We start from the raw sequence: 25,043 nt of genomic DNA, 5'->3' as shown, positions 1-25,043 counted from the left end.
GCATTTTTATGGTATAATTTTTCAAAATTGATTGGGAGGTATATGGTTATGAGTAAAGACAAAGTAGTGCTTGCATATTCTGGAGGATTAGATACCTCTGTGGCCATAAGATGGCTTATGCAAAAATATTCATTAGATGTAATAACTTTGACAGTAGATATTGGGCAGGGAATAGATTTGGAAGAAATAAAGAAAAAGGCTGAAAATTTAGGGGTAAAGAAGGCTTATGTTCTTGATTTAAAAGAAGAATTTGTAAATGATTATATAATTCCTGCTATAAAAGCTAATGCAATGTACGAAGGGGTTTATCCTCTTGCCACAGCTCTATCAAGACCTCTTATTGCTAAATATTTAGTTAAAGTAGCAAAGGAAAATGGAGCAAAGTATGTGGCTCATGGGTGTACTGGGAAAGGAAATGATCAGGTTAGAATAGATCTCGGGGTGAAGGCATTAGCACCAGATTTAGAAATTATTGCTCCAGTAAGGGAATGGAATTTTTCGAGAGAAGAAGAGATTGATTATGCAATAGAGAATAATATACCTATACCTGTTTCAAGAAAAAGTCCTTTTAGTATTGATGAGAATTTGTGGGGAAGAAGTATAGAGGGTGGAATTTTAGAAGATCCATGGCAGGAGCCTCCAGAGGAAATTTATCAATGGACAAAATTAAAGAATGAAGAACCATCTTATATTGAAATTACTTTTGAAGAAGGAATCCCTGTAGAATTAAATGGTGAAAGAAAAAATTTATTGCAAATAATAGGAAATTTGAATGAGATCGTTGGTTCATATGGGATAGGAAGAATAGACCATATTGAAAATAGACTTGTGGGAATCAAATCTAGGGAAATTTATGAGGCACCCTCTGCGGTGGTAATAATAAAGGCCCATGAAGCTTTAGAAGATATGGTGTTACCAAGAGAACTTGCACATTTTAAGAAGATTCTTGAGGGGAAATATGCTGAACTTGTATATTATGGCCTTTGGTTTGATCCTTTTAGAGAAGCTATTCAGGCCTTTATGGATAAAACTCAAGAAAGAGTCACAGGAAAAGTAAGGATAAAGCTTATGCCTTGGAATTTTTCTATAGTAGGAAGAATGTCTCCTTACTCTTTGTATGATCATGGGCTTGCTACTTATGATAAAGGAAGTACCTTTTCAACTGAGTCAGCAGTAGGTTTTATAAAACTTTTTGGACTTCAAAATTATCTATATGCATTAAGGGGAAACCAAAATGATTAGAGTAGGTATTGTAGGTGCTTCTGGATATGTAGGACAAGAGCTTACTCGGATCTTATTGAAACATGGGAAAGTAGAAAAAATCTATCTTTTTACTGATCATTTTGATAGTGCTGATATATTTAGAAGTGACAAGTTAATAATAAGGGAAAGAAAAGATTACCAAGAATATGTGGATGATTTAGATTTATTCTTTTTTGCCCTTGGAAATGGGGAGCTTTTAAAAATTTTATCAGAAAGTAGAGTTCCAGAAAGATTCATAGATTTAAGTGCGGATTTTAGATTTAAAAATCCTTATGAGTATGAGAGAATTTATGGTATAAAACATACATTACCTAATGTATTAGAGGAAGTTGTATATGGACTTCCAGAGATTTTTAGAAAAGAAATAAAAAAGGCAAAATATATTGCAAATCCTGGGTGTTATCCTACTGCTTCTATTTTAGGGATATATCCATTGATTAAGGAAGGAAAGACTTTTGGATCTGCAATTATAGATGCAAAATCTGGGATTTCAGGAGCAGGTAGAAAACCTTCTGATAAAAATATATATGGAAATATTGCAGAAAATTTTCAGGCTTATTCTATTCTAAATCATAGGCATCTGCCTGAAATAGAGAATGTGATTAAAGAATTTGGTTATATAAAAGTTTTATTTGTACCTCAACTTTTACCAACCTTTAGAGGTATATTTGCTTCCATATATGTACCTTTAAATGAAGAGATATCTTCTGAAGATCTTTTTGAAATGTACACGAATATATATAAAAATGAACCTTTTGTTAAAGTTCTTCCTCCTTTTACTTCCCCAGAAATTAAGAAAGTAAGAGGGACGAATTGGGTATTTATAAGTGCTCAAGTAGATAAGAATACTAAAAATGCATTAATATTTGTGGCTATAGATAATTTGATAAAGGGAGCTGCGGGACAAGCAGTACAAAACATGAATATTATGTTTGGTTTTTCAGAGGAAGAAGGACTTGATTTTTTACCTTTATATCCATAGATTAAGGAGAGATAAATATGGTATGGAAATTTGATGAAATTTATATAACTGATATAAATGGTGTAAAAGCAGCAGTTGTATCCTGTGGCTTAAAAGAAAATAATAAATTGGATCTTGCTCTAATTGTGCTTGATAAACCAGTTTTTGCTGAAGCTATGTTTACTAAAAATACTGTTAAGGCTGCTCCTATTATTGTTTCTAAGAGGCATTTAGAAAAGTATGGCATGATCCAAGCAATTGTTATAAATAGTGGGCAGGCAAATGCATGTACTGGAGAAAAAGGAATAAAGGATGCAGAGATGATGGCAGAAAGAGTTGCCCAAAATTTAGGTATTGATAAGGAATTAGTTTTTGTGGCATCTACAGGTAAAATAGGAGCATATCTGGAAATGGATAAGATAGTTAGTGGAATTGATTTGGCATGTAAGGTTTTATCTAAGAATTCAGGAAGAGAAGTGGCCGAAGCAATTATGACTACTGACACTTTTCCCAAAATGTCATCTGTTAAATATGGTGATGTAATAATATCTGGAATAGCAAAAGGAGCAGGTATGATTCATCCTGAAATGGCAACCATGTTGGTTTTTATAGGCACAAATGCTAAATTAGGAAAAGAGGCTATGAAGAAAGTTCTTAGAAGAGGTGTAGATAAATCATTTCATCAGATAAGTGTAGATGGATGTACCAGCACAAATGATACGATTCTTTTTTTTGCTACTTCAGAAAAGGAAATTAAAGAGAATATTTTTCAAAAAGGATTTGACATGTTAACTGAAGATTTGGCAAAGATGATAGCAAAAGATGGCGAAGGGGCTACTAAATTGATTGAGGTTAGAATTGAAAAGGCGGAAAGTTTGAAAAAAGCAAGGGTTTTAGCAAGAGCTGTTATTACTTCTAATTTAGTAAAAGCTGCTTTTGCTGGTGGGGATGATAATTGGGGTAGAATATTAGCAAGTATTGGTCAAACGGGATATAACATCGATTTAGGCGAGATAGAGCTTTATATTGGCGAATATTTAGTTTTTGCAAAAAATGAACCTTTAAGGTATAATTCTCAGGAAGTCAAAAATTATTTAAAGAATAGGGAAGTTATGGTGCGTATAGTATTAAATGAAGGTAGATATAATGCAGTTTCATGGGGCTCAGATTTGACGGAGGAATATGTAAAAATAAATGCATATTATAGGACATGAGGTGGAAAAATGGAAGATAGATTTTTTCCTGTTTATAAAAGGTTTAAGCCTGTCTTTGTAAGAGGTGAAGGTATTTGGCTTTTTGATAGCAACGGAAATAAGTATCTGGATTTAAGTAGTGGTATTGGAGTTAATGCTTTAGGACATGCCCATCCTCATATAGTTGAAAAGGTCAAAAATCAGATAGAAAAATTAGCTCATGTATCAAATCTATTTTATAATTTACCGCAGTTTGAACTTTTGGAAAGACTTGCCTCCCTTACAAAAAGGGAGGCATTTTTTTTATCTAATAGTGGCGCTGAGGCTGTTGAGGCAAGTATTAAATTGGCTCGTAAGTTTTTCCAGGGTAGAAAGTGGAAGATTATAAGTATGCAAAATTCTTTTCATGGTAGAACATATGGTGCTTTATCCGCCACTGGACAAAAGAAATATCATGAGGGTTTTGAACCTTTAGTACCTGGATTTACTTATGTCCCTTTTAATAATATAGAGGTATTAGAGGAAGCTATAGATGAAGAAACATGTGCTATTATATTGGAACCTATACAAGGTGAGGGCGGTGTTTATCCAGCTGACAAGGAATATCTTAAAAGGGTAAGAGAGATAACTAAGGAAAAAGGAATTCTTCTTATCCTTGATGAGATTCAGACTGGAATAGGAAGAACAGGATATTTTCTGGCTGAGGAGTTTTATGAGATACAAGCAGATATAATTCTTCTTGCAAAAGCTTTAGGGGGAGGACTTCCATTAGGGGCTGTTTGTACCACTAAAGATATAGCAAGTGCTATGACTCCTGGCAGTCATGGAACTACTATGGGAGGAAATTTAGTTGCTTGTTCTGCTGGAATTGCAGTACTGGATACTATTGGCAATGAGAAATTTTTAAGGGAGGTTAGGGAGAAGGGGTCCTATCTTCAAGGAAAACTTCTGGAGTTAAAAAATGAATCTCCATTGATAGTAGATATAAGAGGTATGGGGTTAATGTGGGGTATGGAGTTAAAGATTAAAGTAAGAGATATTTTGGAGGAATTAATTGAGAAAGGTGTAGTAGCCTTATCCGCAGGTGAAAATGTACTAAGACTACTGCCTCCTCTTATCATAGAAAGAGAAGAAATAGATTATGGCATTTCAAAAATAAGAGAAGTTTTATTAAAGAGGAGTGAAAACTTATGAGCAAAGAGGCAATTCTTGTTTTGGAAACAGGCCATAGTTTTATTGGAGAAAGTTTTGGATATAAAGGAGAAACAGTAGGTGAGATAGTTTTTAATACCAGCATGGTAGGATATCCCCAAGTACTTACTGATCCATCATATGCTAATCAAATAATAGTCTTTTCCTATCCTTTAATAGGAAATTATGGAATAGATTCTGAAAGATTGGAAAGTAATAAGATTCATTGTGCAGGTGTTGTTGCAAGAGAATTTAATGATTATAAATTTCATTGGAATAGTGATAAATCCTTAGAGGAATTTTTAATAGAAAATAGGATAATTGGTATCCACAAAATAGATACAAGGGCTATAGTTCGTGAAATAAGGAAATTTGGCACTATGAAAGCTATTATTTCTACCAAAGAGAAAGATCCCTTTATATTAGTTAAAAAGCTTGGTGTTTATGATTTTAATTATTTAGATCTTGTAAGAAGGGTTACTACTACAGTTTCTTACGAAATAAATGAGGACGGAGATAAGAAAATTGCCCTGATAGATTTTGGAGTAAAAAGAGGCATAATAAGAGAGCTTCTAAAGTATAATTTAAGAATAAAAGTTTTTCCAGCATGGGCATCCTTTGAAGATATTAAAAGCTATAATCCAGATGGAATAGTTCTTTCAAATGGTCCTGGGGATCCTTCCAATGTTCCATATGTACAAGAGACTATAAGGAGAATATTAAAACTGGAAAGACCGATTCTTGGTATATGCCTTGGAATTCAACTTCTTTCATTAAGTGTGGGGGCTCGAACCTATAAATTAAAATTTGGACATAGAGGAGCTAATCATCCTGTTTATCATGTGGACTCTGGAAGGACTTTTATAACTTCTCAGAATCATAGTTATGCTGTTGATGATAGAACTCTACCACCAGGTTTTGAAGTAAATTACTATAATCTTAATGATAATACGGTGGAAGGAATAAAGCATGATTCCTATCCTTTAATAGCTGTACAGTTCCATCCTGAGGCATCTCCTGGTCCATGGGATACAAAATATATTTTTGATGATTTTTACAATCTAATTTCATAGAGAGGTGAAAGAGATTGTCTAAAAAGTATAAAAAAGTACTTGTGATTGGTTCAGGACCAATAGTTATTGGTCAAGCTGCAGAATTTGATTATTCAGGTACTCAAGCTTGTAGAGCTTTAAAAGAAGAAGGGATTGAAGTAGTACTTATAAATTCTAATCCCGCAACAATCATGACAGATTGGGAAATGGCAGATAGGATCTATATAGAACCCATTACTGCTGAAGTGGTAGAAAGAATTATTGAAAAAGAAAGACCAGATGGTATAATTGCTACTCTTGGTGGACAAACAGGCTTGAATTTAGCAATGGAACTTGCATCTAAAGGGATTATTGAGAGATATGGAATTCCTCTTTTAGGGTGCTCGTTAGAATCTATAAGTATGGCAGAGGATAGAGAACTTTTTAGAAAGAGGATGGAAGAGATTGGTGAACCTGTTTTACCAAGTATTGTTGTAAGATCTATGGATGAAGGAAGAAAAGCTTTAGAGCTTATCGGCCTTCCTTTAGTGATAAGGCCAGCTTATACCTTAGGAGGTACTGGTGGGGGAATTGTAGAAACAGAGGAAGAATTTGAAAAAGCGTTATTGAGAAGTTTAAAGTTGAGCCCTGTAAGTCAAGCCCTTCTTGAAAAAAGTGTGGTAGGTTGGAAAGAAATAGAATTTGAAGTAATGAGAGATAGAAAAGGAAATGTAATAACAGTATGTAGTATGGAAAATGTTGATCCTATGGGAATTCATACTGGTGATAGTATTGTTGTAGCACCTACTCAGACTCTTAATGATATAGAATATCAAATGCTTAGGAGTGCTTCTTTGAAAATTATAACAGCTTTGAAGATTGAAGGTGGATGCAATATTCAATTTGCTTTAAATCCATATAAAAGGGAATACTTTGTGATTGAGGTTAACCCAAGAGTAAGCAGATCGTCGGCATTAGCTTCAAAAGCAACAGGTTTTCCTATAGCCAGAATTACAGCTAAGATTGCTATTGGAAAAACCTTGGATGAAATTAAAAATCCAGTAACTGGAGAAACTTACGCAGCTTTTGAACCTACATTAGATTATGTGGTAGTTAAAATTCCAAAATGGGGATTTGAAAAATTTAAAGTTAAGTATAGGAAACTTGGAACACAGATGCAAGCTACTGGTGAGGTCATGGCTCTTGGTAGAACTTTTGAAGAGGCTTTACTTAAAGCTTTGAGGTCCTTAGAAGTCGAAGCGGGATTATTTGATAGAAGATTTTCTTATATGTCAGATGAAGAGGTAATACATGGATTGAAAAATGCGGATGATAGAAGATTATTCCTTATAGCTGAAGGATTTATGAGAGGTTATTCCATAGAAGAAGTTTATGATCTAACTAAAATTGATAAATTTTTCTTAACAAAAATTTATAACCTTATAGAAATATCCAAAATATATAAAGATAAATCTCTTAATGAAATTTCACCTGAAGAGTTAAAGAGTCTGAAAAAGATTGGATTTGGAGATTATGATTTGTCATGTTTCCTTAAGGCTACAAAAGAAGATATTTTCGCCTATAGAAGACTTCATAAAATCTTTCCAGTATATAAGATCGTAGATACCTGTGCTGCCGAATTTTCTGCTAATACTCCCTATTACTACTCTACATATGAAGATGAGAACGAAGCTCAGAAAAATCCACAAAGGTCAGTAGTGGTCATAGGTAGTGGACCTATAAGAATAGGACAGGGAATAGAATTTGACTATTGTACAGTCCATGCAGTTAAGGCAATAAAAGAAGAGGGACTTGTTTCTATAATGATTAACAATAATCCTGAGACGTTAAGTACAGATTTTGATATGTCTGATAGACTTTATTTTGAACCTCTTACAAGTGAAGATGTGACTAATATTATGGAACAGGAAGAACCTCTTGGATTTATCTCCCAATTTGGAGGACAGACAGCTATAAACTTATCTAAGAATCTGGAAAAAAGAGGGTTTTATCTACTTGGTACTTCTCAAAAGAGTATTGATTTGGCAGAAGATAGAGAAAAATTTGATAGATTTTTAAGGATGAATAAAATACCACGACCTAAAGGATTTTATATAAGAAGCTTAGAAGAGGCAAAAGAGGTAATAAAAGAGATTGGTTTTCCTGTATTATTGAGGCCTTCATATGTTTTGGGTGGTAGGGCAATGATAATTGTAAAAGATATGGAAACTTTGGAAAGTTATTTTAAAAGAAGGGATATAATTCTTCCCTTATGGATGGATCAGTTTATTGTTGGTAAGGAAGCAGAGGTTGACATACTCTGTGATGGCAAGGAGGTTTTTATTCCGGGAGTTATGGAGCATATTGAGAGGGCAGGAATTCATTCTGGAGATAGTACCGCTGTTTTTCCACCTTATTCTCTATCAAATGAAATAATAGATACTATAGTGGATTACTCTACTAAAATAGCTTTAGGACTTGAAGTTAAAGGACTTTTAAATATTCAATATGTGATCTCTGATAAGACAAACGAAGTATATGTTTTAGAAGCAAATCCAAGAGCATCAAGGACTGTACCCTATTTAAGTAAAGCATTAAAACTTCCTTTAGTTAAATACGCAACTAAAATTGCTTTAGGATACACCATAAGAGAGCTTGGCTTAAAACCTGGCCTTTATCCGAAACCAAATTATTATGCTATTAAGGCTCCTGTATTTTCCTTTACCAAGATTAAGGGTGCTGAAGTAGAACTTGGTCCCGAAATGAGATCTACAGGTGAAGTTATGGGAATAGATTATGAATGGGCTAAAGCTCTTTATAAGGCTCTTTATGCCAGTGGTATTAAAATTCCAATAAATGGAGGGAAAATATTTGTAACCTCTGTTTTCTCAGCCCCATGGGAAAAACTAATTTTAAAGGGTTATAAACTTTATTCTCTTGAAGATAAAGAAGGATTTATAAAAGTGAATTTCAAGGATGATGAAATGTCTACCCTTGCATCTTACGAATTCGACCTTGTTATTGCTATAGAAGATAAGGATAAAGGTTGGAGAAGAGCTTGTTATGATATTGGGTTGCCATGTATTGTTACAGAGGATATGTTTAATGCTGTTATAAAAATGCTTGATGAATTTGGAGATTTGGATGTAGATTGTAGAGCTGTTCAAGATTTTTATAAGGAGAAAGTATGGCTCTCTGGGGAAGCCGTTGGAGAAAATCATTAGATAAAGCTGTGGAAGAATTTACTTATTCTTTGGATTTTGATAAAAGGCTATTTAAAGTTGATTTAATTGGTACTTTAGCCCATGTATTAATGCTTAATAAAATTGGTCTAATAACAAATTGGGAGATAAAAGTTTTAGTAGAGGAAATTAAAAATCTTTATGAATTTTTAAAAGATGATATTGATAATATAAAGGATAGTGAAGATATTCATACGTATGTAGAAGAAAATCTAACTCAAAAAATCGGTGATATAGCCAAAAAGATACACTCTGGAAGGAGTAGAAATGATCAAGTTGCGTTAGATTTGAGGCTTTACTTAAGAGAAGAAGCATATGAACTTTCTCAATTGATCTTGAAGATTAGAGAAAATCTTTTATATATAGCGGAGAAATATATAGATTTTCCTATACCTGGTTATACTCATCTACAAGAAGCACAGCCAGTCTCTATAGGGCACTATTTTTTGGCTTATGATTCAATGTTTGCAAGAGACTTAGAAAGATTGGGTGAACTTTATAAAAGATTGGATGTAATGCCTCTTGGATCTGGAGCTTTAGCAGGAAGTAATCTACCACTTGATAGATATTATGTAGCAGAAATTTTAGGGTTTTCAGAAGTATCAGATAATAGTATGGATTCGGTGGCTGATAGGGATTTTGTAGCCGATTTTATATATTTTTCATCTCTTGTTTTTACTCACCTATCTAAGCTTTCTGAAGAGATTGTTATATGGTCTACACAAGAATTTTCTTTTATTAGACTTCCAGAAGAATACTCCACAGGTAGTAGTATGATGCCTCACAAAAGAAATCCTGATGTAGCTGAACTTACCCGTGGAAAGACAGGGAAGATTATAGGTAACCTTGTGAATATTCTAACTATTTTGAAGGCTTTACCCTTAAGTTATAATAGAGATCTCCAGGAAGATAAACCTGCAGTTTTTTTAGTGATAGACGAATTAAAATTGGCATTAAAAGTATGGAGTAATTTTATATTGAATTTAGAATTTAATATGGATAGAATAGAAAAGATTTTAAGAAATGATTTTCTCTATGCAACTGATATAGCAGAATATTTAGTCTTAAAAGGGATGCCCTTTAGGGATGCTCATAAAACGGTGGGAGAAGTAGTAAAGTATTGTGAAGATAATTCAAAGAGTTTTAAGGAACTTAGTATAGATGAATGGAAAAATTTTTCTCCCCTTTTTGACGAAGAAATTTTTAAATTATTAAATCCAGAAGAAAGTATAAAATCTAAGAAAACATGGGGAAGTCCTAATCCATCATTAAATAGAGATGTAATAAAAAAGAAAAGACAGTCTATAGAAGATCAAAAATTAAAATGGGAGCTTATAAAAGATAAACTGCCAACTATAGACAAGATTATTGAGAAAATTAATTTATAACATCTTTAATAGGTATAAGGTCTTCATATTTATAAAGTATACTCATAGCTTCGTTCTCAGCTTCAATGTTCGATTCAATAACTCCTGCTAAGGGATTTAAACCTCCAATAATTACTAAACCTATAGATCCTTGGGTTACTGGAATACCAAATAGCTCTTGATTTGGTTTTCCCAAATAGATTTTACCTTTTATTCCAAGATCTCTTATTTCTTCTATAACTTTTTCAGCCTCATCTCTTGCTGTATTTGGGAGTTCTCTAAATGTTGCAAGTACTTTGCCTTCTCCCTTTTTTACTGTAGATAATATAGATGTCATCCTACTTTTAATAAATACTTCTAAAGGGTCTAAAGTAGAACCATTATAATTTATGGCTTCTAAAAATCTTACTGGTTCATGATTTTTAACTTCTAATACTCCACCAAATTTAGCATCCAAAGGAATGCCTCTTTTTAATAAAATTCCATGTATTGTTACACTGCATACTGTACCAACAATTACCTTTTTTTCTGGAACAATTATACCAGGGGTAATTTCTTCTTCCTCTTTGTCAAAGATGATTATTTTGTCACTTACTCCATATCCTTTTTTAAGGATTTCTTTTATAATTTGAAGGGATTTTTTGAGGTCTTTTTTATTGATTATAGATAAGTTTAAAATTACATTGCCTTTTCCATTTTTATCTAAGGTTACTTGATAAGCTAAATTTAGAATTTTACTAATAATAAATCCTAACTTATCCGCAACTAAAGCTTTTTTGATTTCTTCTCTACCTTTATCTGTTATGATTCTTCCTTTTTTACCCGATACTTTTGTTAAACCTCTCTCATCCATTATCTTTAGGTGATACCTAACTGCTCTTTCAGATAGTTCTATGCCTTTTTCTACTAATTTTTTAGATATAGTGTTAGCTCCTACAGGTTCTGTATAGTTATTTAATATTTCAAGAATTGCCACTAATTTTCTTTCTATATCTTTATTCATCTCTTATCTTTAATGGATATATGGTGAGGGAGGAAAGAATAAATCCCAATCTTCATCTTGCTTTAGCCAACCTTCTTGCATAAGAAACTTTTTTGTAGCTAAAGCAAGAAATTGAGCAAGTAGGAGGTAATCATCATCATCTATATCTCCATTAAGCTCATCTTTCAACCTTTCAGAGAGTTCTAAACGATCTACATAACTCTCTAAAGCTGTATAATAAAAAGTTATCAATTTTTCTTCCCAATCAAAGTTTATTTTAGGATTCTTCTTCAATATTAATCCTCCCTAAAATTAGTCTTTTTTAAGATTTATCTGTACAGAAGGATCTTCTAATACCCATCTTAATAAAGCAATCATCTTTTGAGCTGTTTCTCTTCTTATATACTCAGGCCCAAAGCTATCTAATAATTTAGAATGCTTGTAATTACTTAGCTCTTGAATTAGCTGTCTTATTTCTTCTGGTTTTCTCATAATCTTTTCAACCTCCTATACGATATTTCCTTTAGTATTTCTCGAATAGTTTAACATAGATTAATGTATTAGGCAAGTTATGTTAGAATTTGAATAGTAAAAAAAGAAAGGGGGGAAAGATTTTATGGAATTAGTATGGTCAACAAGTAATATTTGGAATTTGTCCTTAGAAGAGGTTTTGTTTTTAGGAAAAGATTTTTCAAGATATGTAATATTAGATATAGGAAAAATTAAAGATTTCTTAAAAGAGAAGAGCATTGATGATTTGAGAAATTTGCTTCATGAATATGATTTAAGACCGCTTATGATTATTCATGATGAAAATGTGGGAGAGAAATTTGATGAGAAGAAGATTAAAGAGATTTTAGTTTTGTCTCATCGTTTAAACATACCTTATTTTTTTATTAATTCAGATATAAAACCTGAAAATCTTAGTTTTATTGTTGCCATGGAAGTTTTTAAAAGGAATTTGGAAAGATTGAAGGAGATAGTTGATATTCCATTAGTGATTAAAAATAACTTTTATGGTATTGTAAATACATTTGGAAAAGCATATAAATTAACAAGAAGTATAGATAATGTTTTCTTGTATTTTGATATATTTCATTATTATTTGTCTGGTGAAGAGCTTGATGTTTTTGCAAATAAAGATCTCTCTTTAGTTAAGTTTATACTCTTAAAAGATGCAGAAAATGTTCCGAGATATTATTTAAGAGAGCATCAACAACTCTTTCCTGGAGATGGTGTTATACCCATTGTTCAGATTTTTAGCTACCTAAGGGAAGGGGGTTTTGATGGATATGTGGTACCAGAGATAAGAAGACGTGAGTATGATAAAATGCAACCAAAAGATTTTGTGAATATTTTATTTGAAAAGTCCAGAAATATATTGAGTAACATTTAGTTTTTATGTAAAAAATTTTCACCATATAATCTATTGACTAAATATCTTCTCATGTATTATTATTTAAATGTAGTATTTAGAAATATTTTTGATTATGAAGAAAAATTTCTTCTGAGGTGTTTAAAATGGAAAATAATGTTTTGGAAAAAATAAAGGAGAAAAAACATTTATTTAGAGAGTCGGAGGAAAAAGTTGCTAATTATATATTGACTCGCTGGCAAGAAGTTTTGCACCTTCCAATTACAGAATTGGCTGAAAGAATTGGGGTTAGCGAGGCTACTATAGTAAGAATGTGTAAAAAGATGGGGTTTAGAGGTTTCCAGGAATTAAAAATAGCATTGGCTATGGATAAGATTCAACCTATAAAGACAGTACATCAGGCTGTTCAGGAAGGGGATGATTTGGAAACAATTTTAAAGAAGATTTTTTCAGCAAATATAAGGGCCATGGAAGCTACTTTGAATGTATTATCTGTAAATGAACTTGAAAGAGCTATTGATGCTCTTTGTAATGCAAGGCAAATTCAAATATATGGGGTTGGTGGCTCTGGTCCTGTTGCCCTTGATGCTCAGCACAAGTTCATGAAAACAGGTATTCCTACAGTAGCATATATAGATAGTCATATGATGGCTATGTCTGCTAGTATTTTAGAACCTCAGGATGTAGCTATTGGAATATCAGCATCTGGTAGTAGTAAAGATATAGTGGAAGCACTGGCATTAGCAAAAGAAAGAGGTGCTACAACTATAGGGATCACACACTATGCTAAAACCCCTATGGATAGAGTTATAGATATTAAATTATCTGTATCCTCTGAAGAGACTTTCTATAGAACTGAGAGTACTTCTGCTAGAATTGCTCAACTTTCAATAATAGATACTCTTTATATTGGTGTTGCTATAAAAAGATTAGATAAGACTATAGAAAACTTGAAGCTTACTCGAGAGGCAATAGTTCCTAAGAGATTTTAAAAGAAAGGAGCGAGGCGTTTGAGATTTAAAGTACTTATTACTCCAAGAAGCTTTGAATATATAAAAGATAAGTTTTGGAAATTGTTAAAAGATGCAGAGATAGAAATTGTCGTAAATCCCTATGGAAGGGTTATTAGAGAGGATGAAATGGTAGAGCTTATTAAAAATATGGATGGTATTATTGTTGGTATAGATCCAATAACAAAAAAAGTAATTGATAATGCAAGAAAATTAAAGGTCATTTCAAAATATGGAGTTGGTGTTGATAATATAGATTTGGAGGCAGCAAAAGAGAGAAATATTGTTGTTACAAATACTCCCAATGCTAATAGTAATGCAGTGGCAGAGTTAACTGTAGGTTTAATTATCTCTGTATTAAGAAACATTCCCCTTTCTGATAGTAGGGTAAGGGAAAAGAAATGGGATAGATTCATAGGGTATGAATTATATGGAAAAACCCTTGGAGTAATAGGTACAGGAAGTATAGGGAAAAGGGTTATAAAGTTATTAAGAGGCTTTGATTTAAATATCCTTTGTTATGATAAGTTTCCAGACTATGAATGGGCAGAGAAAGAAAATGTTAAATATGTGGATTTCGATGAATTATTGAAGAAGTCAGATATTATAACTATTCATATTCCATTAACAGAGGAAACCAGATATTTAATCTCTGGGAGAGAACTATCGTTAATGAAGAAAACAGCAATAATAATAAATACATCAAGAGGAGGAATAATAAATGAAGAAGATCTTTACAAATTTCTAAAAGAAAGGAAAATATATGGAGCTGGATTGGATGTACTTGAAGATGAACCCCCTCAGAATTCACCTCTTATTGAACTGGATAATGTAGTAATTACATCACATATTGGGGCACATACACAAGAATCAATAGAGAATATGACGTTTATGGCAATTGATAATCTTATTTCAGTATTGAAGGGTAAAGAACCTAAATTTAGGGTTTGCTAAATTATGAGAATTGGGGGTGGGAATGGAAACGCAAAATCATTGGGATTCTTAAAATTACAATAAAATTTTAGTTTTTAAGTTAAAAAAATATTACAGGGAGGTAAGTAAAAAATGAGAAGGTTTGTAGTGTTGTTTGCTTTAGTTTTATTGATATTAGTAGTGCCACTCTTTGCTCAAGCTCCCAAATATGTTTTAAAGTTTAATCATGTTCTTTCTCCTCTGGATCCATATCATGAAGGATTCTTAAGATGGGCAAAAGCAGTAGAAGAGAGAACAAAAGGTGGTTTAAAGATAGAAGTATATCATAGTGCTCAACTTGGTGTAGAAGAGGATATATTAGAACAGATTAGACAAGGAGCTAATGTAGGTCAAAATACTGATGCTGCAAGAATGGCTATGTATCTACCAGAGATCGGAGTTATGAATTGTCCATATTTTGTAGATTCTGTAGATGAAGTAGCAAAACTCAAGAAGATGCCAACAGTACATAATTGGTTGAAGACTCTGGAAGAAAAGTATGGCTTTAAGGTACTATCTTTTACTTGGGTGCAAGGCTTTAGGCATTTTATGACAAATAAACCTGTTAAGAAGCCTGAAGATCTCAAAGGCTTAAGAATTAGGACTCCTGGTACTCCTGTTTGGCAAGAATCTATTCGTGCTCTTGGAGCAACTCCTGTTGCACTTGCTTTTGGTGATGTATATCCTGCTCTTCAACAGAAGGCTATTGATGGAGTAGAATTGGTTTATAATAATATACCTGGAATGAGACTTTATGAGGTTTTGAAGTATGTTAATGAAACAAGACATATTCTCCTTATAAATTTTGAGGTGGTAAGTGCAAAATGGTTTAGAAGTTTACCTCCTACGTATCAAAAGATTCTTGAAGAAGAATGCGATAAAGCAGGATTGGAAACTACAAAAGTGGTATTCCAGAAGGAAGAGGACGTAAAGAGATTAATTCAAGAAAAAGGAATGATTATAGTTCCTATGAAAGATATTGATCTTGATGCCTTTAAAAAGGCTGGGGAAAAAGCATATGAAGTATTGAAAGTTAAGGAAGTAAAAGAAAGAATCTGGAAAGAGTTGAGAAAGAAGTAATAGTATAAATTAAAGTTAATATATGGGGAGCCTTTATAGGCTCCCCATAAGTTTGTTTGATAAGGGAGGAAGATTAAATGAGGAAAGTATATGAAATTTTAGGAAAAGTAGAAGAATTTATTTCAGGAATTTTTTTAGTAGCTATAGTCACACTGGTATTTATTGGTGGAGTGGCAAGGTTTCTTCATAATCCTATTTATTGGGCAAATCCTCTTGCAAGTTTTCTATTTGCGTGGGCTGCTATATTAGCAATGGATACTGCTTATAGACAGGATAAACTTATGAATGTAGATTTTTTGTTGAAAAAATTTTCAAAGAGAGTTCAAGGTTATATAAAAATATTTAACTATTTAGTGATTTCTGGTTTTTTAATATACCTAGTTATATTTGGTGTCAGACTGTCTTTTATACAGAGATATAGGACTTTTGAAGGGATGTATGGTTTTAGTTATATGTGGGCTACTTTAAGTATTCCTTGTGGGGCTATTTTCCTTTTAATAACCACTTTAGTAAAGATTATTGATGAAATAAAAGGTTTACAAAATAGGAGGAAATAAACATGCTATTAGTTATCATATTTTTCTTTCTATTCATGCTTCTTGGTATGCCGGTAGTTTTCGCTATAGCTATTTCAGGATTTTTATTCTTTTTACAACATCCTGAAATTCCAATTACTACACCAATTCAGCAACCTCTTTCTCAAACTATAAATTTTGCACTTCTTGCAATTCCCTTGTTCATAACAGCAGGAAACATGATGAATAAGACAGGTATAACAAAGAGATTAATAGATCTATCCGTGATTTTAGTAGGACACTTAAGAGGTGGTCTTGCTCAGGTAACTTGTGTCCTTTCTGCTTTAATGGGTGGTGTATCCGGTTCTGCCATAGCTGATGCTGCTATGGAAGCTCGTATGCTTGGTCCAGAGATGATAAGAAGGGGCCTTCCTAAGGGATATGCAGCAGGAGCATTAGTTTATTCTTCATTAGAAGTGCCAACGATTCCGCCCAGTATTGGATTAGTACTTTTTGGAACTATTGCTCAGGTTTCAATAGGTAGACTTTTTGCGGGAGGAATAGTGCCAGGTCTTTTAATAATGGTATATCTTATGATAACAGTCGCAATTACAGCTAAAATTAGAAATTTTGCTCCTTTAAGGGAAAAGAGACCTTCTGCTAAGGAAGTAGCCACAGGTTTTCTAAAGAGTATATGGGCAATTCTTTTCCCTATCATATTACTTGTAGGACTTAGGGGAGGATTTTTTACTCCTTCTGAGATAGGAGCTCTTTGTGTAGTATATGCGGTATTAGTTGGACTTTTAGCTTATAGAGAACTTAATCTTGATAATTTCGTAGAAGCCTTGAAAAGTTCTGTTACTGATATAGGAGCTACCATGTCCTTAATTGCTTTTTCAAGTATTTTTTCTTATGGTATAGTATGGGAAAGAATCCCAGAATTAATATCAAACTTTATTTTAGGGATAACTAATAATCCTTTTGTGTTCCTTCTTATTTTAATTGTAATTCTTCTTATAGCTGGATCTTTTATTGATGCAACTGTTCTTATATTAATGCTAACATCAATATTTTTCCCAATAGCAATAAAGCTTGGAATTGATCCAATACATTTTGGTCTTATATTTGTAATTACTTGTGCAATTGGTAATTTTACACCACCTGTAGGAGCAGCTATGTATGCTGTATGTACAATATTAAATGTCTCCTTAGAAGAATATTTAAAAGAATCATGGCCATTTCTTGTGGCTATTGTTATTGCTATTATGACTATAATTTTATTCCCAGGTTTAGTATTGTTTATTCCTAACTTAATATTTGGAAAATAGGAGGGATATATTATGAATTTTAAAGATAAGGTTGTTCTTATTACTGGTGCAGGTTCTGGTATTGGAAGAAAAACTGCCATTGTGTTTGCTGAAAGAGGAGCAAAAGTTGCTGTAAATGATATATCTGAGGATAGAGGAGCTGAAACGGTAAAGATTATAAAAGATCAAGGGGGAGAAGCTATTTTTATTTTAGGGGATGTATCATCGCCAAAGGATGCCCAAAGGATTATTAAAGAGGTAGTAAATACATTTGGAAAAATTGATATTTTAGTTAACAATGCTGGACTTGTGGTCTATGGAAAGGTGGAAGATACCTCGGAAGAAGATTTTGATAAAACTATGCTTGTAAACGTAAAAGGACCATTTTTCTTATCCAAATATGCTGTTATGGAAATGAAAAAACAAGGTGGAGGAGTTATTGTTAATGTTTCTTCAGAGGTTGCTCTAAGGGCAATTCCAGAGAGGTGTGCCTACAGTGTTTCTAAAGGTGCAATTCTTGCTTTTACAAAATCACTTGCGATTGATTATGCAAGAGATAATATTAGGGTAAATGCGGTATGTCCTGGAACAACTTTTACTCAAGGACTTGCTGAAAGATTACAGAAATTGCCAAATGCTGATGAGGTTCTTAAACAAATGTCTGAAAGAAGACCGATAGGAAGACTTGGAAAGGAGGAAGAGATTGCTTTTGCAATACTTTTTGCCGCTTGTGAAGAAGCAGGGTATATGACTGGAAGTATAATTTCTATTGATGGTGGTTTTACTGCTTAAGGGAGGAGATCTTAGGATCTCCTCCTTTGTTTTTTGAAGATTTTTTGAAATAGATATCTTAATTTTTCATTCTTTCGAAATCATAAAGAGACATCCATAGTATTGAAAATTTTTTGCATTTTTATTTAAAATGAGTTATAATAATTTCCTGAAAATCAGACTAAATTGATAGGAATAAAGGAGGTAATATTGATGAATAGGAGGGAAATTAGAGATGGGATATACTATGTGGGGGCTCAGGATTGGAATAGAACCCTATTTGATGCCCTTATCCCATTACCAGATGGTACAAGTTATAATGCTTATTTGGTTGTAGGAAGAGAAAAGATAGCATTAATTGATACTGTAGATCCATCAAAAAAAGATATCCTTTTTGAATATTTAAAGGATGTCAATCATATAGATTATGTTATATCTCAGCATGCTGAACAAGACCATTCTGGGAGTATCCCTTTTGTATTGCAAAAATATCCATCAGCAAAAGTAGTAACAAATCCAAAAGGTAAAGAGCTACTTATGAGTCATTTACATATACCTGAAGACAAATTTATTACTGTAAATGACGGTGAAACATTATCCTTAGGAAATAAGACATTAAAATTTATTTATGCTCCTTGGGTTCATTGGCCTGAAACTTTTGTATCTTACCTTTTAGAAGATAAAATTCTTTTTACATGTGATTTATTTGGTTCTCATTTGGCTACATCAGATCTTTTTGTGGAGGATGAAAGTTTAGTATATGAGGCTGCAAAAAGATATTATGCAGAGATTATGATGCCTTTTAGAAGTATAATTCAGAAAAATTTAGAAAAGATTAAGGATCTTATTATAGATATCATAGCTCCAAGTCACGGTCCAGTTTATAAAAACCCATCCTTTATAATAGAGGCTTATAAAGATTGGATAAGCGATAATCCAAAGAATTTGGTTGTGGTTCCATATATTTCTATGCATGATAGTACAAAGATTATGATAGATTATTTTGTAAATAGATTGATTGAAAAAGGAATAAAAGTACAAATTTTTGACCTTACTGTAGCAGATATTGGAAAGATTGCCATGTCTTTAGTTGACGCATCTACTTTAGTTATAGGTACTCCTACAGTACTTGCTGGACCTCATCCTAAGGTATTTTATGTAACCTATCTTGCTAATATTTTAAAGCCAAAGGTAAAGTTTGTCACCGTAATTGGTTCTTATGGATGGGGTGGTAGGACTCTTGATATCATAAAGAGTAACTTAACAAATCTTAGTGTAGAATTAATGGATCCAGTTTTAGTAAAAGGACTTCCTAAATTAGAAGATTTTAGATTACTTGATGAACTTGCTCAAAAGATTTTTAACAAGCATAAAGAAGTAGGAGTATTATAAAGAGAGGGAGAGAGCTATTTCTCTCCCTCTTTTTTAATTATCTCCTCATTCATACTTCCTGTTCTATATCCTTCTAAGTCTAAAGTTATATATTTATAACCAAGGTTTTTCAATTCTTTTATAATTTTATCCTTTAAACTTATTATTAAATCAAAGTCTTTTTCTTCAATTTCTATTCTTACTATATTATTATGATCTCTCACTCTTATTTGTTTGAATCCTAAACTTCTTATAAATTCCTCTGATAATTCAATCCTTTTGAGTCTTTCTTTTTCTATTTTCTCTCCATAGGGTATTCGGGTTGCAAGACAAGCAAGAGATGGTTTATCATAGGTTGGTAAGCCAAACATTTGGGAAAGTTTTCTTATTTCATCTTTTGTTAACCCTACTTCTAAGAGAGGACTTCTAATTCCCAGTTCTTTTATAGCCAATCTTCCAGGTCTGTAATCTTTAAGATCATCTGCATTACTTCCTTCAATTACGTAATCTATTTTGTGTTCTTTGGATATTTCTAATATTTTTTTAAAGTTTATTTTTTTACATATGTAACATCTTTCTGGAGGGTTATTTATGAATTCTGGGTTTTGAAGAATACTGTCATCTTCTATAGTTATGTGTTTAACCCCTAATGTTTCTGCTATTTTTTTGGCTTCTTCCATCTCCTTTTTAGGAAATAATGGAGAAACTAAGGTTACTGCTAATACATTGTCTTTTAATACATCTTTTGATATCTTTAAAAGAAATGTACTATCTACTCCACCAGAATATGCAACTGTGACTTCACCTAAATCTTTTAATAGAGATCTTAATTTTTCTAATTTTTCTTCCATATTGTATCCTCCTTAGTGTTTTTCCTTAAATAGTATACTAAAAAGGTACAAATTGTGGAATAAAATATTAAAAATAAAAACAATATATGATATAATTTTAAAAAATTATATAGTTATTAAAAAGGCAAGTATGATAAAGCGTTTTGGTGTTTCTATTGAAAAAGATTTATTAAAAGCCTTTGACAAGATTATTGAGGAAAAGGGCTATAATAGCAGATCAGAGGCAATAAGAGATATTATAAGGGATTATATAGTAAGAGAGAAATGGAATGTAAAGAGAGAGAAGGTAGTAGGAAGTATAAGCTTGGTATATGAGCACGATGTATATGGTCTGGCAGATAAACTTACTGATATCCAACATCATTATCATGATGTGATAATTTCTACGTTGCACATACATTTTGATGAGAAAAATTGTTTAGAAGTGATATTAGTAAGAGGAAGAGTAGAAAAGATAAAGAAGCTATATGATGAGCTTTCTTCATTAAAGTGGGTAAGACATACCAATATTTCAATAACTGATATTATTTAATTTTTTTTGTTTTTATGGTAACATTTTTTTTAAAATTAATGTTACGGAGGTGACTAAATAATGCATATACCTGATGGATATTTGGGACCTCAAACATATAGTAGTATGTTTGCTGTTATGGTACCTTTATGGGCAAAGGCTTATTCTTCTATGAAGAAAAAAGTAAAGGAAGAAACTATTCCCTTAATTGCTGTAGGAGCTGCTTTCTCTTTTGTTATAATGATGTTTAATATTCCTATTCCTGGTGGTACTACAGGACATGCTGTAGGAAGTGTACTACTTTCTATACTTTTTGGACCTTGGACAGCTCTTATACTTACCTCTATTGTACTTATTATTCAGGCTTTAATCTTTGGAGATGGTGGTATTACAGCAATTGGAGCTAACTGTTTTAATATGGCTTTTGCTATGCCTTTTATTGGATACTATATTTACAGGTTAATAAAGGGTAAGAGTCCCATATCTTCTAAAAGATCTCTTATAGGTGCAGGAATTGGAGCTTATATAGGTCTAAATGTAGCTGCATTGTTGACAGCTTTAGAACTTGGAGTTCAGCCAATTATATCTAAGGATTCTCAAGGATTACCTTTATACTGTCCTTATCCTTTAAAAGTTACAATTCCTGCTATGATGATAGAGCATTTATTATTGTTTGGAATAGTAGAAGCTGTAGTTACTGTTTTAGTACTATATTATCTTGTTAAGACTGGTATTATAAAGGAGGAAAGTTATCATGGATAAAACAAAAAAGCTATTTATTGGTATTTTTATACTTGTTCTTCTTTCTCCTTTAGGTATTTTATTACCTTACTTTTTTAAAGCTGGATCTGCTTGGGGGGAGTGGGGACCTGATGAACTTAAGGAAATGATTGGGTATGTTCCAAAGGGTCTTGAAAGACTTTCTTCTTTTTGGAATCCTATCTTTCCGGATTATAATCTTAAAAGTTGGATTGAAAAGGGACTTTTTTATGAGATCTTAGGATATTTAATTACTGGGTTGATAGGTGTTGCTATTGTAATTGTTGTAACATATCTTATAATCATAGTTAATAAGAAAATATAGGAATAAATGAGTAATTATGTTGATAAAACTATATTAGAACTAAGTAGATTCTTAGAGGACACTCTAACCTTTAAGAAGGTAGAGTGTCCTTATTTTTGTAAGAAAATTTCAGAAAAAGCAAGATTTTTTTCTGTTATGATATCAATCATATTCATAACACTTTTTAAAAGTTTATATATGCTTTTATTCTTTAATACTTTGATACTTATCTTACTTCTTTTAATAAATATGAACTTAAAAGATTTTTATAAAAGAGTACTATCCTTGGGATTATTATTTTCTTTTATAATAGTTCTTCCATATGTTTTTTTTAATCCTTCAACTTTTTCTTTTGGTTTTTATGAGGATGGCTTAGTGGTGGCTTTAAGATTTTTTCTAAGAATATTAGCATCTATATCTCTAATACAACTCTTACTATTTACTAGTTCTTGGGTTGAGATTATAAAAGGCTTAAGAAGTCTTTTTGTTCCATCGCTTATAATATATATTATTACCATAACTTATCGATATATCTTTTTACTGGTTACTTTAGCTTTAGAAATGTTTTTGGCTAAGAAAAGTAGAATGATAAATTATAAATTAAGAAGAGAATATGCTTGGATTGGTGGTAGTATGTCTCTTTTATTTTTAAAATCTCAAGAACTTATGAAAGAAGTATCTCAGGGAATGATTTCAAGGGGTATAAGTAAGAACCTTAAAATCCACATGGATAATAGACTAAAAAAGGGGGATTATATTTTTGTGAGTATACTGATTATATTTTTGAGTGTTTTGTTATGGATGGATCAATTTTTAAGTTAGAAAATGTAAGTTATTACTATACAAAAGAAAAAAAAGCCTTAAATTCTATAAGTTTAGAAATAAAAAAACAAGAAAAAGTAGCAATTTTAGGACCTAATGGTGCTGGGAAGACTACCCTTTTGAAAGTGTTGGATGCTCTTTTATTTCCTCAGGAAGGTAAATTTTATTTTTGTGGAGAAGAGATAAATAAGGATCATTTTGAAGATTCAGAATTTAACTATAAATTTAGAAAATCAGTAGTACTTCTTTTTCAAAACATAGATGCCCAATTATTTTTACCCACTGTGAGGGAGGAACTTTCCTTTGGACTTATACAACTGGGATTTAGGGAAGAAGAGATAGAAAGGAAAATATTACAAATTTCGGATTTATTTCGTATATCCCATCTTTTAGAACGTTCTCCCTTTCAATTAAGTGAAGGAGAAAAGAAGAAGGTTGCTTTAGCGTCTCTTTTGATCATTGATCCAGAGATTATTTTATTAGATGAGCCTACGAATGGACTTGATCCAAGAAGTGTAAGAGAATTTATAGAAATAATTCAAAAATTTCAACATAATGGTAAAACTGTTATTACTGCTACTCATGATTTAAATACTGCCATTAAAATTGCAGATAAGTTTTATGTGATGGGAGAGGAGAAAAATATATTAAGAGTGGGAAATTATGAGGATATCTTTTTAGATGAGGATTTTCTTAGATTTGCTAATTTGATATAGATCCTATTTTATAAAAACATAATTGTGATATAATTTTTTTCTATGAAAATAAAAGATTTCTTTACAACTTATTTTGTAGAGGATGTAGAGCTTAAAAGAAGCTTAAATTTAGTAATTCTTGGAGTATGCTTTGGTATAGTATTTTTTAACGTAACAACAGGAGCTCCTATTGCTGGTTTTGCAAAGGAACTTGGTTTTGGAGATCTACTTTATGGTTTTATGTTGGCTATGCCAGTTTTAGGTGGGGCTATACAACTCTTTGCATCTTATGTTTTAGAAAGAACAAAAAAGAGGAAGCTAATCTTCTTTTTAGGCGGATTTATTCAGAGAATACCTTGGCTTTTTATTCCCATATTACCCTTCTTTATATCTGACAAAAATCTTTTGTTTACTTTAATTGTTTTTCTTTTAGCGATTACTGCTGTTGGAGGGGCATTTATTAACGTAAGTTTTATGTCCTGGATGGGAGACTTGGTTCCTATTGAGATAAGGGGAAGATTCTTTAGTCATAGGAGTATGCTTGCAACCTTTGTTTCTTTTATTAGTGGGCTTGGTATTGGATGGTTTTTAGATAGGGTCCATGGCTTGATAGGTTTTGCTATAGTTTTTATTTTTGCTACTATTTTAGGGCTTTTGGATATTTGTTGCTTTTTCTGGGTATATGATCCCCCTATGAAAAAATCTGATTTTTCTCAAGTCAATTTTAGAAAGATGATGAAAAGTGTTATAAAAGATTCAAGGTTTTCCAATTTTCTCTTATTTGCCGTTTTTTGGAATATGGCATTAAATATTTCTGCTCCATATTTTAATATATACATGATTAAATATCTCAAGATGAGTTATTTTGAAATAGCCCTTTATGTTCAGATTGTAAGTAATGTAATTACTATTCTTTCAGTCAGAATGTTGGGAAGATTAATTGATAGATTTGGAAACAAACCAGTTCTTATTATAAGCACATTAGTTGTAAGCTTCTTGCCCTATATATGGTGTTTTACAACACCAAATAATTGGCTCTTTTTTGTAATATTAGTTCAAATATTTGCAGGTACTTTTTGGCCAGGAATTGATTTAACTTTTAATAATTTGGCTCTTTATCTTTCTCCTAATGAAAATAGGTCTTTTTATATTGCTGTTTTAAACTTTTTTGTAGGAATAGTTAATGCCTTATCTTTTATTTTTGGAGGATATATTATAGAATATGTGGCTCCACCAATAGTAGCCTTTATTAATAATGTTACGGGATTACACCTTGTGGAATATCATTTAATATTTATATTGTCAGGGGTTTTAAGATTTACATTTTCAAGAATATTTTTACCAAGGATGCATGAGGAAAGATCTAAGCCTGTAGAAGAGCTTAAAAACCATATTGTAAAAAAGATTAAGAATAAGATTGGGGTGTTCTAAAACACATTAGTCCCAAATTATAATAAAATTAAAAATTAA

General features: G+C 32.0%; 25 protein-coding genes. 21 read left to right on the top strand and 4 right to left on the bottom strand.

The features are described from left to right. The first annotated feature begins 48 nt into the window (after positions 1–48). Genes ACY3JJ_RS09280 through argH form a run of 7 tightly spaced genes read left to right on the top strand, consistent with a single transcriptional unit; the run spans position 49 to position 10,269 of the window. Complete coding sequence (locus ACY3JJ_RS09280; RefSeq protein ID WP_463091749.1) at positions 49–1,242, top strand: argininosuccinate synthase; 1,194 nt, start codon at positions 49–51, stop codon at positions 1,240–1,242. Further along, complete coding sequence (gene argC / locus ACY3JJ_RS09275) at positions 1,235–2,245, top strand: N-acetyl-gamma-glutamyl-phosphate reductase (protein ID WP_463091748.1); 1,011 nt, start codon at positions 1,235–1,237, stop codon at positions 2,243–2,245. The genes ACY3JJ_RS09280 and argC overlap by 8 nt, the downstream gene beginning before the upstream one ends. Positions 2,246–2,262: 17 nt before the next feature. Next, complete coding sequence (argJ, locus tag ACY3JJ_RS09270; RefSeq protein WP_463091747.1) at positions 2,263–3,438, top strand: bifunctional glutamate N-acetyltransferase/amino-acid acetyltransferase ArgJ; 1,176 nt, start codon at positions 2,263–2,265, stop codon at positions 3,436–3,438. Between the two features lie 9 nt (positions 3,439–3,447). Further along, positions 3,448–4,611 (top strand): aspartate aminotransferase family protein, encoded by a 1,164-nt coding sequence (locus ACY3JJ_RS09265; RefSeq protein ID WP_463091746.1) that lies wholly within the window; start codon positions 3,448–3,450, stop codon positions 4,609–4,611. Then, positions 4,608–5,681: a glutamine-hydrolyzing carbamoyl-phosphate synthase small subunit gene (carA, locus tag ACY3JJ_RS09260; protein WP_463091745.1), complete on the top strand. Its 1,074-nt coding sequence runs from the start codon at positions 4,608–4,610 to the stop codon at positions 5,679–5,681. The genes ACY3JJ_RS09265 and carA overlap by 4 nt, the downstream gene beginning before the upstream one ends. 14 nt (positions 5,682–5,695) lie before the next feature. Continuing rightward, positions 5,696–8,863 carry a carbamoyl-phosphate synthase (glutamine-hydrolyzing) large subunit gene (gene carB / locus ACY3JJ_RS09255; RefSeq protein ID WP_463091744.1) on the top strand — a complete coding sequence of 1,056 codons (3,168 nt, stop codon included), beginning with the start codon at positions 5,696–5,698 and terminating at the stop codon, positions 8,861–8,863. Continuing rightward, entirely contained in the window at positions 8,827–10,269 is a 1,443-nt protein-coding gene (gene argH, locus ACY3JJ_RS09250) for an argininosuccinate lyase (RefSeq protein WP_463091743.1), read from the top strand. Before carB ends, argH begins: the two co-directional genes overlap by 37 nt. Here the strand turns inward: argH and ACY3JJ_RS09245 are convergent. Genes ACY3JJ_RS09245 through ACY3JJ_RS09235 form a run of 3 tightly spaced genes read right to left on the bottom strand, consistent with a single transcriptional unit; the run spans position 10,259 to position 11,722 of the window. Next, on the bottom strand, positions 10,259–11,251 hold the full coding sequence (locus ACY3JJ_RS09245) for a DUF128 domain-containing protein (protein WP_463091742.1): 993 nt from the start codon (positions 11,249–11,251) through the stop codon (positions 10,259–10,261). The two genes, argH and ACY3JJ_RS09245, sit on opposite strands and share 11 nt — an antisense overlap. Positions 11,252–11,260: 9 nt before the next feature. Continuing rightward, entirely contained in the window at positions 11,261–11,524 is a 264-nt protein-coding gene (locus ACY3JJ_RS09240) for a hypothetical protein (RefSeq protein WP_463091741.1), read from the bottom strand. Between the two features lie 18 nt (positions 11,525–11,542). Further along, a complete protein-coding gene (locus ACY3JJ_RS09235) occupies positions 11,543–11,722 on the bottom strand; it encodes a hypothetical protein (protein WP_148806048.1) in 180 nt (59 codons plus the stop codon). 124 nt (positions 11,723–11,846) lie between these two features. Here ACY3JJ_RS09235 and ACY3JJ_RS09230 point away from each other — a divergent pair, with 124 nt between their 5' ends. The 8 genes from ACY3JJ_RS09230 (at position 11,847) to ACY3JJ_RS09195 (ending at position 19,652) form a co-directional block, all read left to right on the top strand. After that, positions 11,847–12,626, top strand: coding sequence for a sugar phosphate isomerase/epimerase family protein (locus tag ACY3JJ_RS09230; protein WP_463091740.1), 780 nt, complete (start codon positions 11,847–11,849; stop codon positions 12,624–12,626). 125 nt (positions 12,627–12,751) lie between these two features. Then, the gene (locus ACY3JJ_RS09225) at positions 12,752–13,597 is read left to right on the top strand and encodes a MurR/RpiR family transcriptional regulator (protein ID WP_463091739.1); all 846 of its coding nucleotides are present in this window, start codon (positions 12,752–12,754) and stop codon (positions 13,595–13,597) included. Positions 13,598–13,615: 18 nt separating this feature from the next. Continuing rightward, positions 13,616–14,569: a phosphoglycerate dehydrogenase gene (locus ACY3JJ_RS09220; RefSeq protein WP_463091738.1), complete on the top strand. Its 954-nt coding sequence runs from the start codon at positions 13,616–13,618 to the stop codon at positions 14,567–14,569. Between the two features lie 111 nt (positions 14,570–14,680). Continuing rightward, positions 14,681–15,667 carry a C4-dicarboxylate TRAP transporter substrate-binding protein gene (locus ACY3JJ_RS09215; protein ID WP_463091737.1) on the top strand — a complete coding sequence of 329 codons (987 nt, stop codon included), beginning with the start codon at positions 14,681–14,683 and terminating at the stop codon, positions 15,665–15,667. Between the two features lie 77 nt (positions 15,668–15,744). Then, entirely contained in the window at positions 15,745–16,224 is a 480-nt protein-coding gene (locus ACY3JJ_RS09210) for a TRAP transporter small permease (protein ID WP_463091736.1), read from the top strand. A gap of 2 nt (positions 16,225–16,226) precedes the next feature. Then, positions 16,227–17,510: a TRAP transporter large permease gene (locus ACY3JJ_RS09205; RefSeq protein WP_463091735.1), complete on the top strand. Its 1,284-nt coding sequence runs from the start codon at positions 16,227–16,229 to the stop codon at positions 17,508–17,510. Positions 17,511–17,522: 12 nt separating this feature from the next. After that, entirely contained in the window at positions 17,523–18,281 is a 759-nt protein-coding gene (locus tag ACY3JJ_RS09200; RefSeq protein ID WP_463091734.1) for an SDR family NAD(P)-dependent oxidoreductase, read from the top strand. A gap of 192 nt (positions 18,282–18,473) precedes the next feature. Further along, positions 18,474–19,652, top strand: a complete 1,179-nt coding sequence (locus ACY3JJ_RS09195) for an FprA family A-type flavoprotein (protein ID WP_463091733.1) — start codon at positions 18,474–18,476, stop codon at positions 19,650–19,652. Between the two features lie 14 nt (positions 19,653–19,666). On the opposite strand, the gene larE is transcribed toward ACY3JJ_RS09195, so the two are convergent. Beyond that, positions 19,667–20,482, bottom strand: a complete 816-nt coding sequence (gene larE / locus ACY3JJ_RS09190) for an ATP-dependent sacrificial sulfur transferase LarE (RefSeq protein ID WP_463091732.1) — start codon at positions 20,480–20,482, stop codon at positions 19,667–19,669. 130 nt (positions 20,483–20,612) lie between these two features. Between larE and nikR the strand changes: the two genes are divergently transcribed. The 6 genes from nikR to ACY3JJ_RS09160 are packed head-to-tail and all read left to right on the top strand — an operon-like array spanning position 20,613 to position 25,004. Continuing rightward, complete coding sequence (nikR, locus tag ACY3JJ_RS09185) at positions 20,613–21,014, top strand: nickel-responsive transcriptional regulator NikR (protein WP_463091731.1); 402 nt, start codon at positions 20,613–20,615, stop codon at positions 21,012–21,014. A gap of 60 nt (positions 21,015–21,074) precedes the next feature. Then, the gene (gene cbiM, locus ACY3JJ_RS09180; protein ID WP_463091730.1) at positions 21,075–21,755 is read left to right on the top strand and encodes a cobalt transporter CbiM; all 681 of its coding nucleotides are present in this window, start codon (positions 21,075–21,077) and stop codon (positions 21,753–21,755) included. Then, entirely contained in the window at positions 21,748–22,077 is a 330-nt protein-coding gene (locus ACY3JJ_RS09175) for a PDGLE domain-containing protein (protein WP_463091729.1), read from the top strand. Before cbiM ends, ACY3JJ_RS09175 begins: the two co-directional genes overlap by 8 nt. Before the next feature lie 6 nt (positions 22,078–22,083). After that, a complete protein-coding gene (gene cbiQ / locus ACY3JJ_RS09170) occupies positions 22,084–22,878 on the top strand; it encodes a cobalt ECF transporter T component CbiQ (protein WP_463091728.1) in 795 nt (264 codons plus the stop codon). Continuing rightward, a complete protein-coding gene (locus tag ACY3JJ_RS09165; protein WP_463091727.1) occupies positions 22,854–23,594 on the top strand; it encodes an energy-coupling factor ABC transporter ATP-binding protein in 741 nt (246 codons plus the stop codon). The genes cbiQ and ACY3JJ_RS09165 overlap by 25 nt, the downstream gene beginning before the upstream one ends. Positions 23,595–23,636: 42 nt before the next feature. Continuing rightward, a complete protein-coding gene (locus ACY3JJ_RS09160; RefSeq protein ID WP_463091726.1) occupies positions 23,637–25,004 on the top strand; it encodes an MFS transporter in 1,368 nt (455 codons plus the stop codon). The last annotated feature ends 39 nt before the right edge of the window (positions 25,005–25,043 follow it).

This window comes from Dictyoglomus sp. DH (genome assembly GCF_055181375.1).
Note: the sequence above shows the minus strand (reverse complement) of the source record. Positions and strands in the feature narration are given on the sequence as shown.

Bases quoted from the DNA above. Each gene is read 5' to 3' on its own strand.
- nikR (WP_463091731.1), top strand. From the start codon at position 20,613: ATGATAAAGCGTTTTGGTGTTTCTATTGAAAAAGATTTATTAAAAGCC.
- cbiQ (WP_463091728.1), top strand. From the start codon at position 22,084: ATGAGTAATTATGTTGATAAAACTATATTAGAACTAAGTAGATTCTTA.
- ACY3JJ_RS09160 (WP_463091726.1), top strand. From the start codon at position 23,637: ATGAAAATAAAAGATTTCTTTACAACTTATTTTGTAGAGGATGTAGAG.
- ACY3JJ_RS09235 (WP_148806048.1), bottom strand. From the start codon at position 11,722: ATGAGAAAACCAGAAGAAATAAGACAGCTAATTCAAGAGCTAAGTAAT.
- ACY3JJ_RS09200 (WP_463091734.1), top strand. From the start codon at position 17,523: ATGAATTTTAAAGATAAGGTTGTTCTTATTACTGGTGCAGGTTCTGGT.
- ACY3JJ_RS09280 (WP_463091749.1), top strand. From the start codon at position 49: ATGAGTAAAGACAAAGTAGTGCTTGCATATTCTGGAGGATTAGATACC.
- ACY3JJ_RS09225 (WP_463091739.1), top strand. From the start codon at position 12,752: ATGGAAAATAATGTTTTGGAAAAAATAAAGGAGAAAAAACATTTATTT.
- ACY3JJ_RS09215 (WP_463091737.1), top strand. From the start codon at position 14,681: ATGAGAAGGTTTGTAGTGTTGTTTGCTTTAGTTTTATTGATATTAGTA.
- argJ (WP_463091747.1), top strand. From the start codon at position 2,263: ATGGTATGGAAATTTGATGAAATTTATATAACTGATATAAATGGTGTA.
- ACY3JJ_RS09205 (WP_463091735.1), top strand. From the start codon at position 16,227: ATGCTATTAGTTATCATATTTTTCTTTCTATTCATGCTTCTTGGTATG.
- argH (WP_463091743.1), top strand. From the start codon at position 8,827: ATGGCTCTCTGGGGAAGCCGTTGGAGAAAATCATTAGATAAAGCTGTG.
- ACY3JJ_RS09195 (WP_463091733.1), top strand. From the start codon at position 18,474: ATGAATAGGAGGGAAATTAGAGATGGGATATACTATGTGGGGGCTCAG.
- carA (WP_463091745.1), top strand. From the start codon at position 4,608: ATGAGCAAAGAGGCAATTCTTGTTTTGGAAACAGGCCATAGTTTTATT.
- ACY3JJ_RS09165 (WP_463091727.1), top strand. From the start codon at position 22,854: ATGGATGGATCAATTTTTAAGTTAGAAAATGTAAGTTATTACTATACA.
- cbiM (WP_463091730.1), top strand. From the start codon at position 21,075: ATGCATATACCTGATGGATATTTGGGACCTCAAACATATAGTAGTATG.
- ACY3JJ_RS09210 (WP_463091736.1), top strand. From the start codon at position 15,745: ATGAGGAAAGTATATGAAATTTTAGGAAAAGTAGAAGAATTTATTTCA.
- larE (WP_463091732.1), bottom strand. From the start codon at position 20,482: ATGGAAGAAAAATTAGAAAAATTAAGATCTCTATTAAAAGATTTAGGT.
- ACY3JJ_RS09230 (WP_463091740.1), top strand. From the start codon at position 11,847: ATGGAATTAGTATGGTCAACAAGTAATATTTGGAATTTGTCCTTAGAA.
- ACY3JJ_RS09265 (WP_463091746.1), top strand. From the start codon at position 3,448: ATGGAAGATAGATTTTTTCCTGTTTATAAAAGGTTTAAGCCTGTCTTT.
- ACY3JJ_RS09245 (WP_463091742.1), bottom strand. From the start codon at position 11,251: ATGAATAAAGATATAGAAAGAAAATTAGTGGCAATTCTTGAAATATTA.
- ACY3JJ_RS09175 (WP_463091729.1), top strand. From the start codon at position 21,748: ATGGATAAAACAAAAAAGCTATTTATTGGTATTTTTATACTTGTTCTT.
- argC (WP_463091748.1), top strand. From the start codon at position 1,235: ATGATTAGAGTAGGTATTGTAGGTGCTTCTGGATATGTAGGACAAGAG.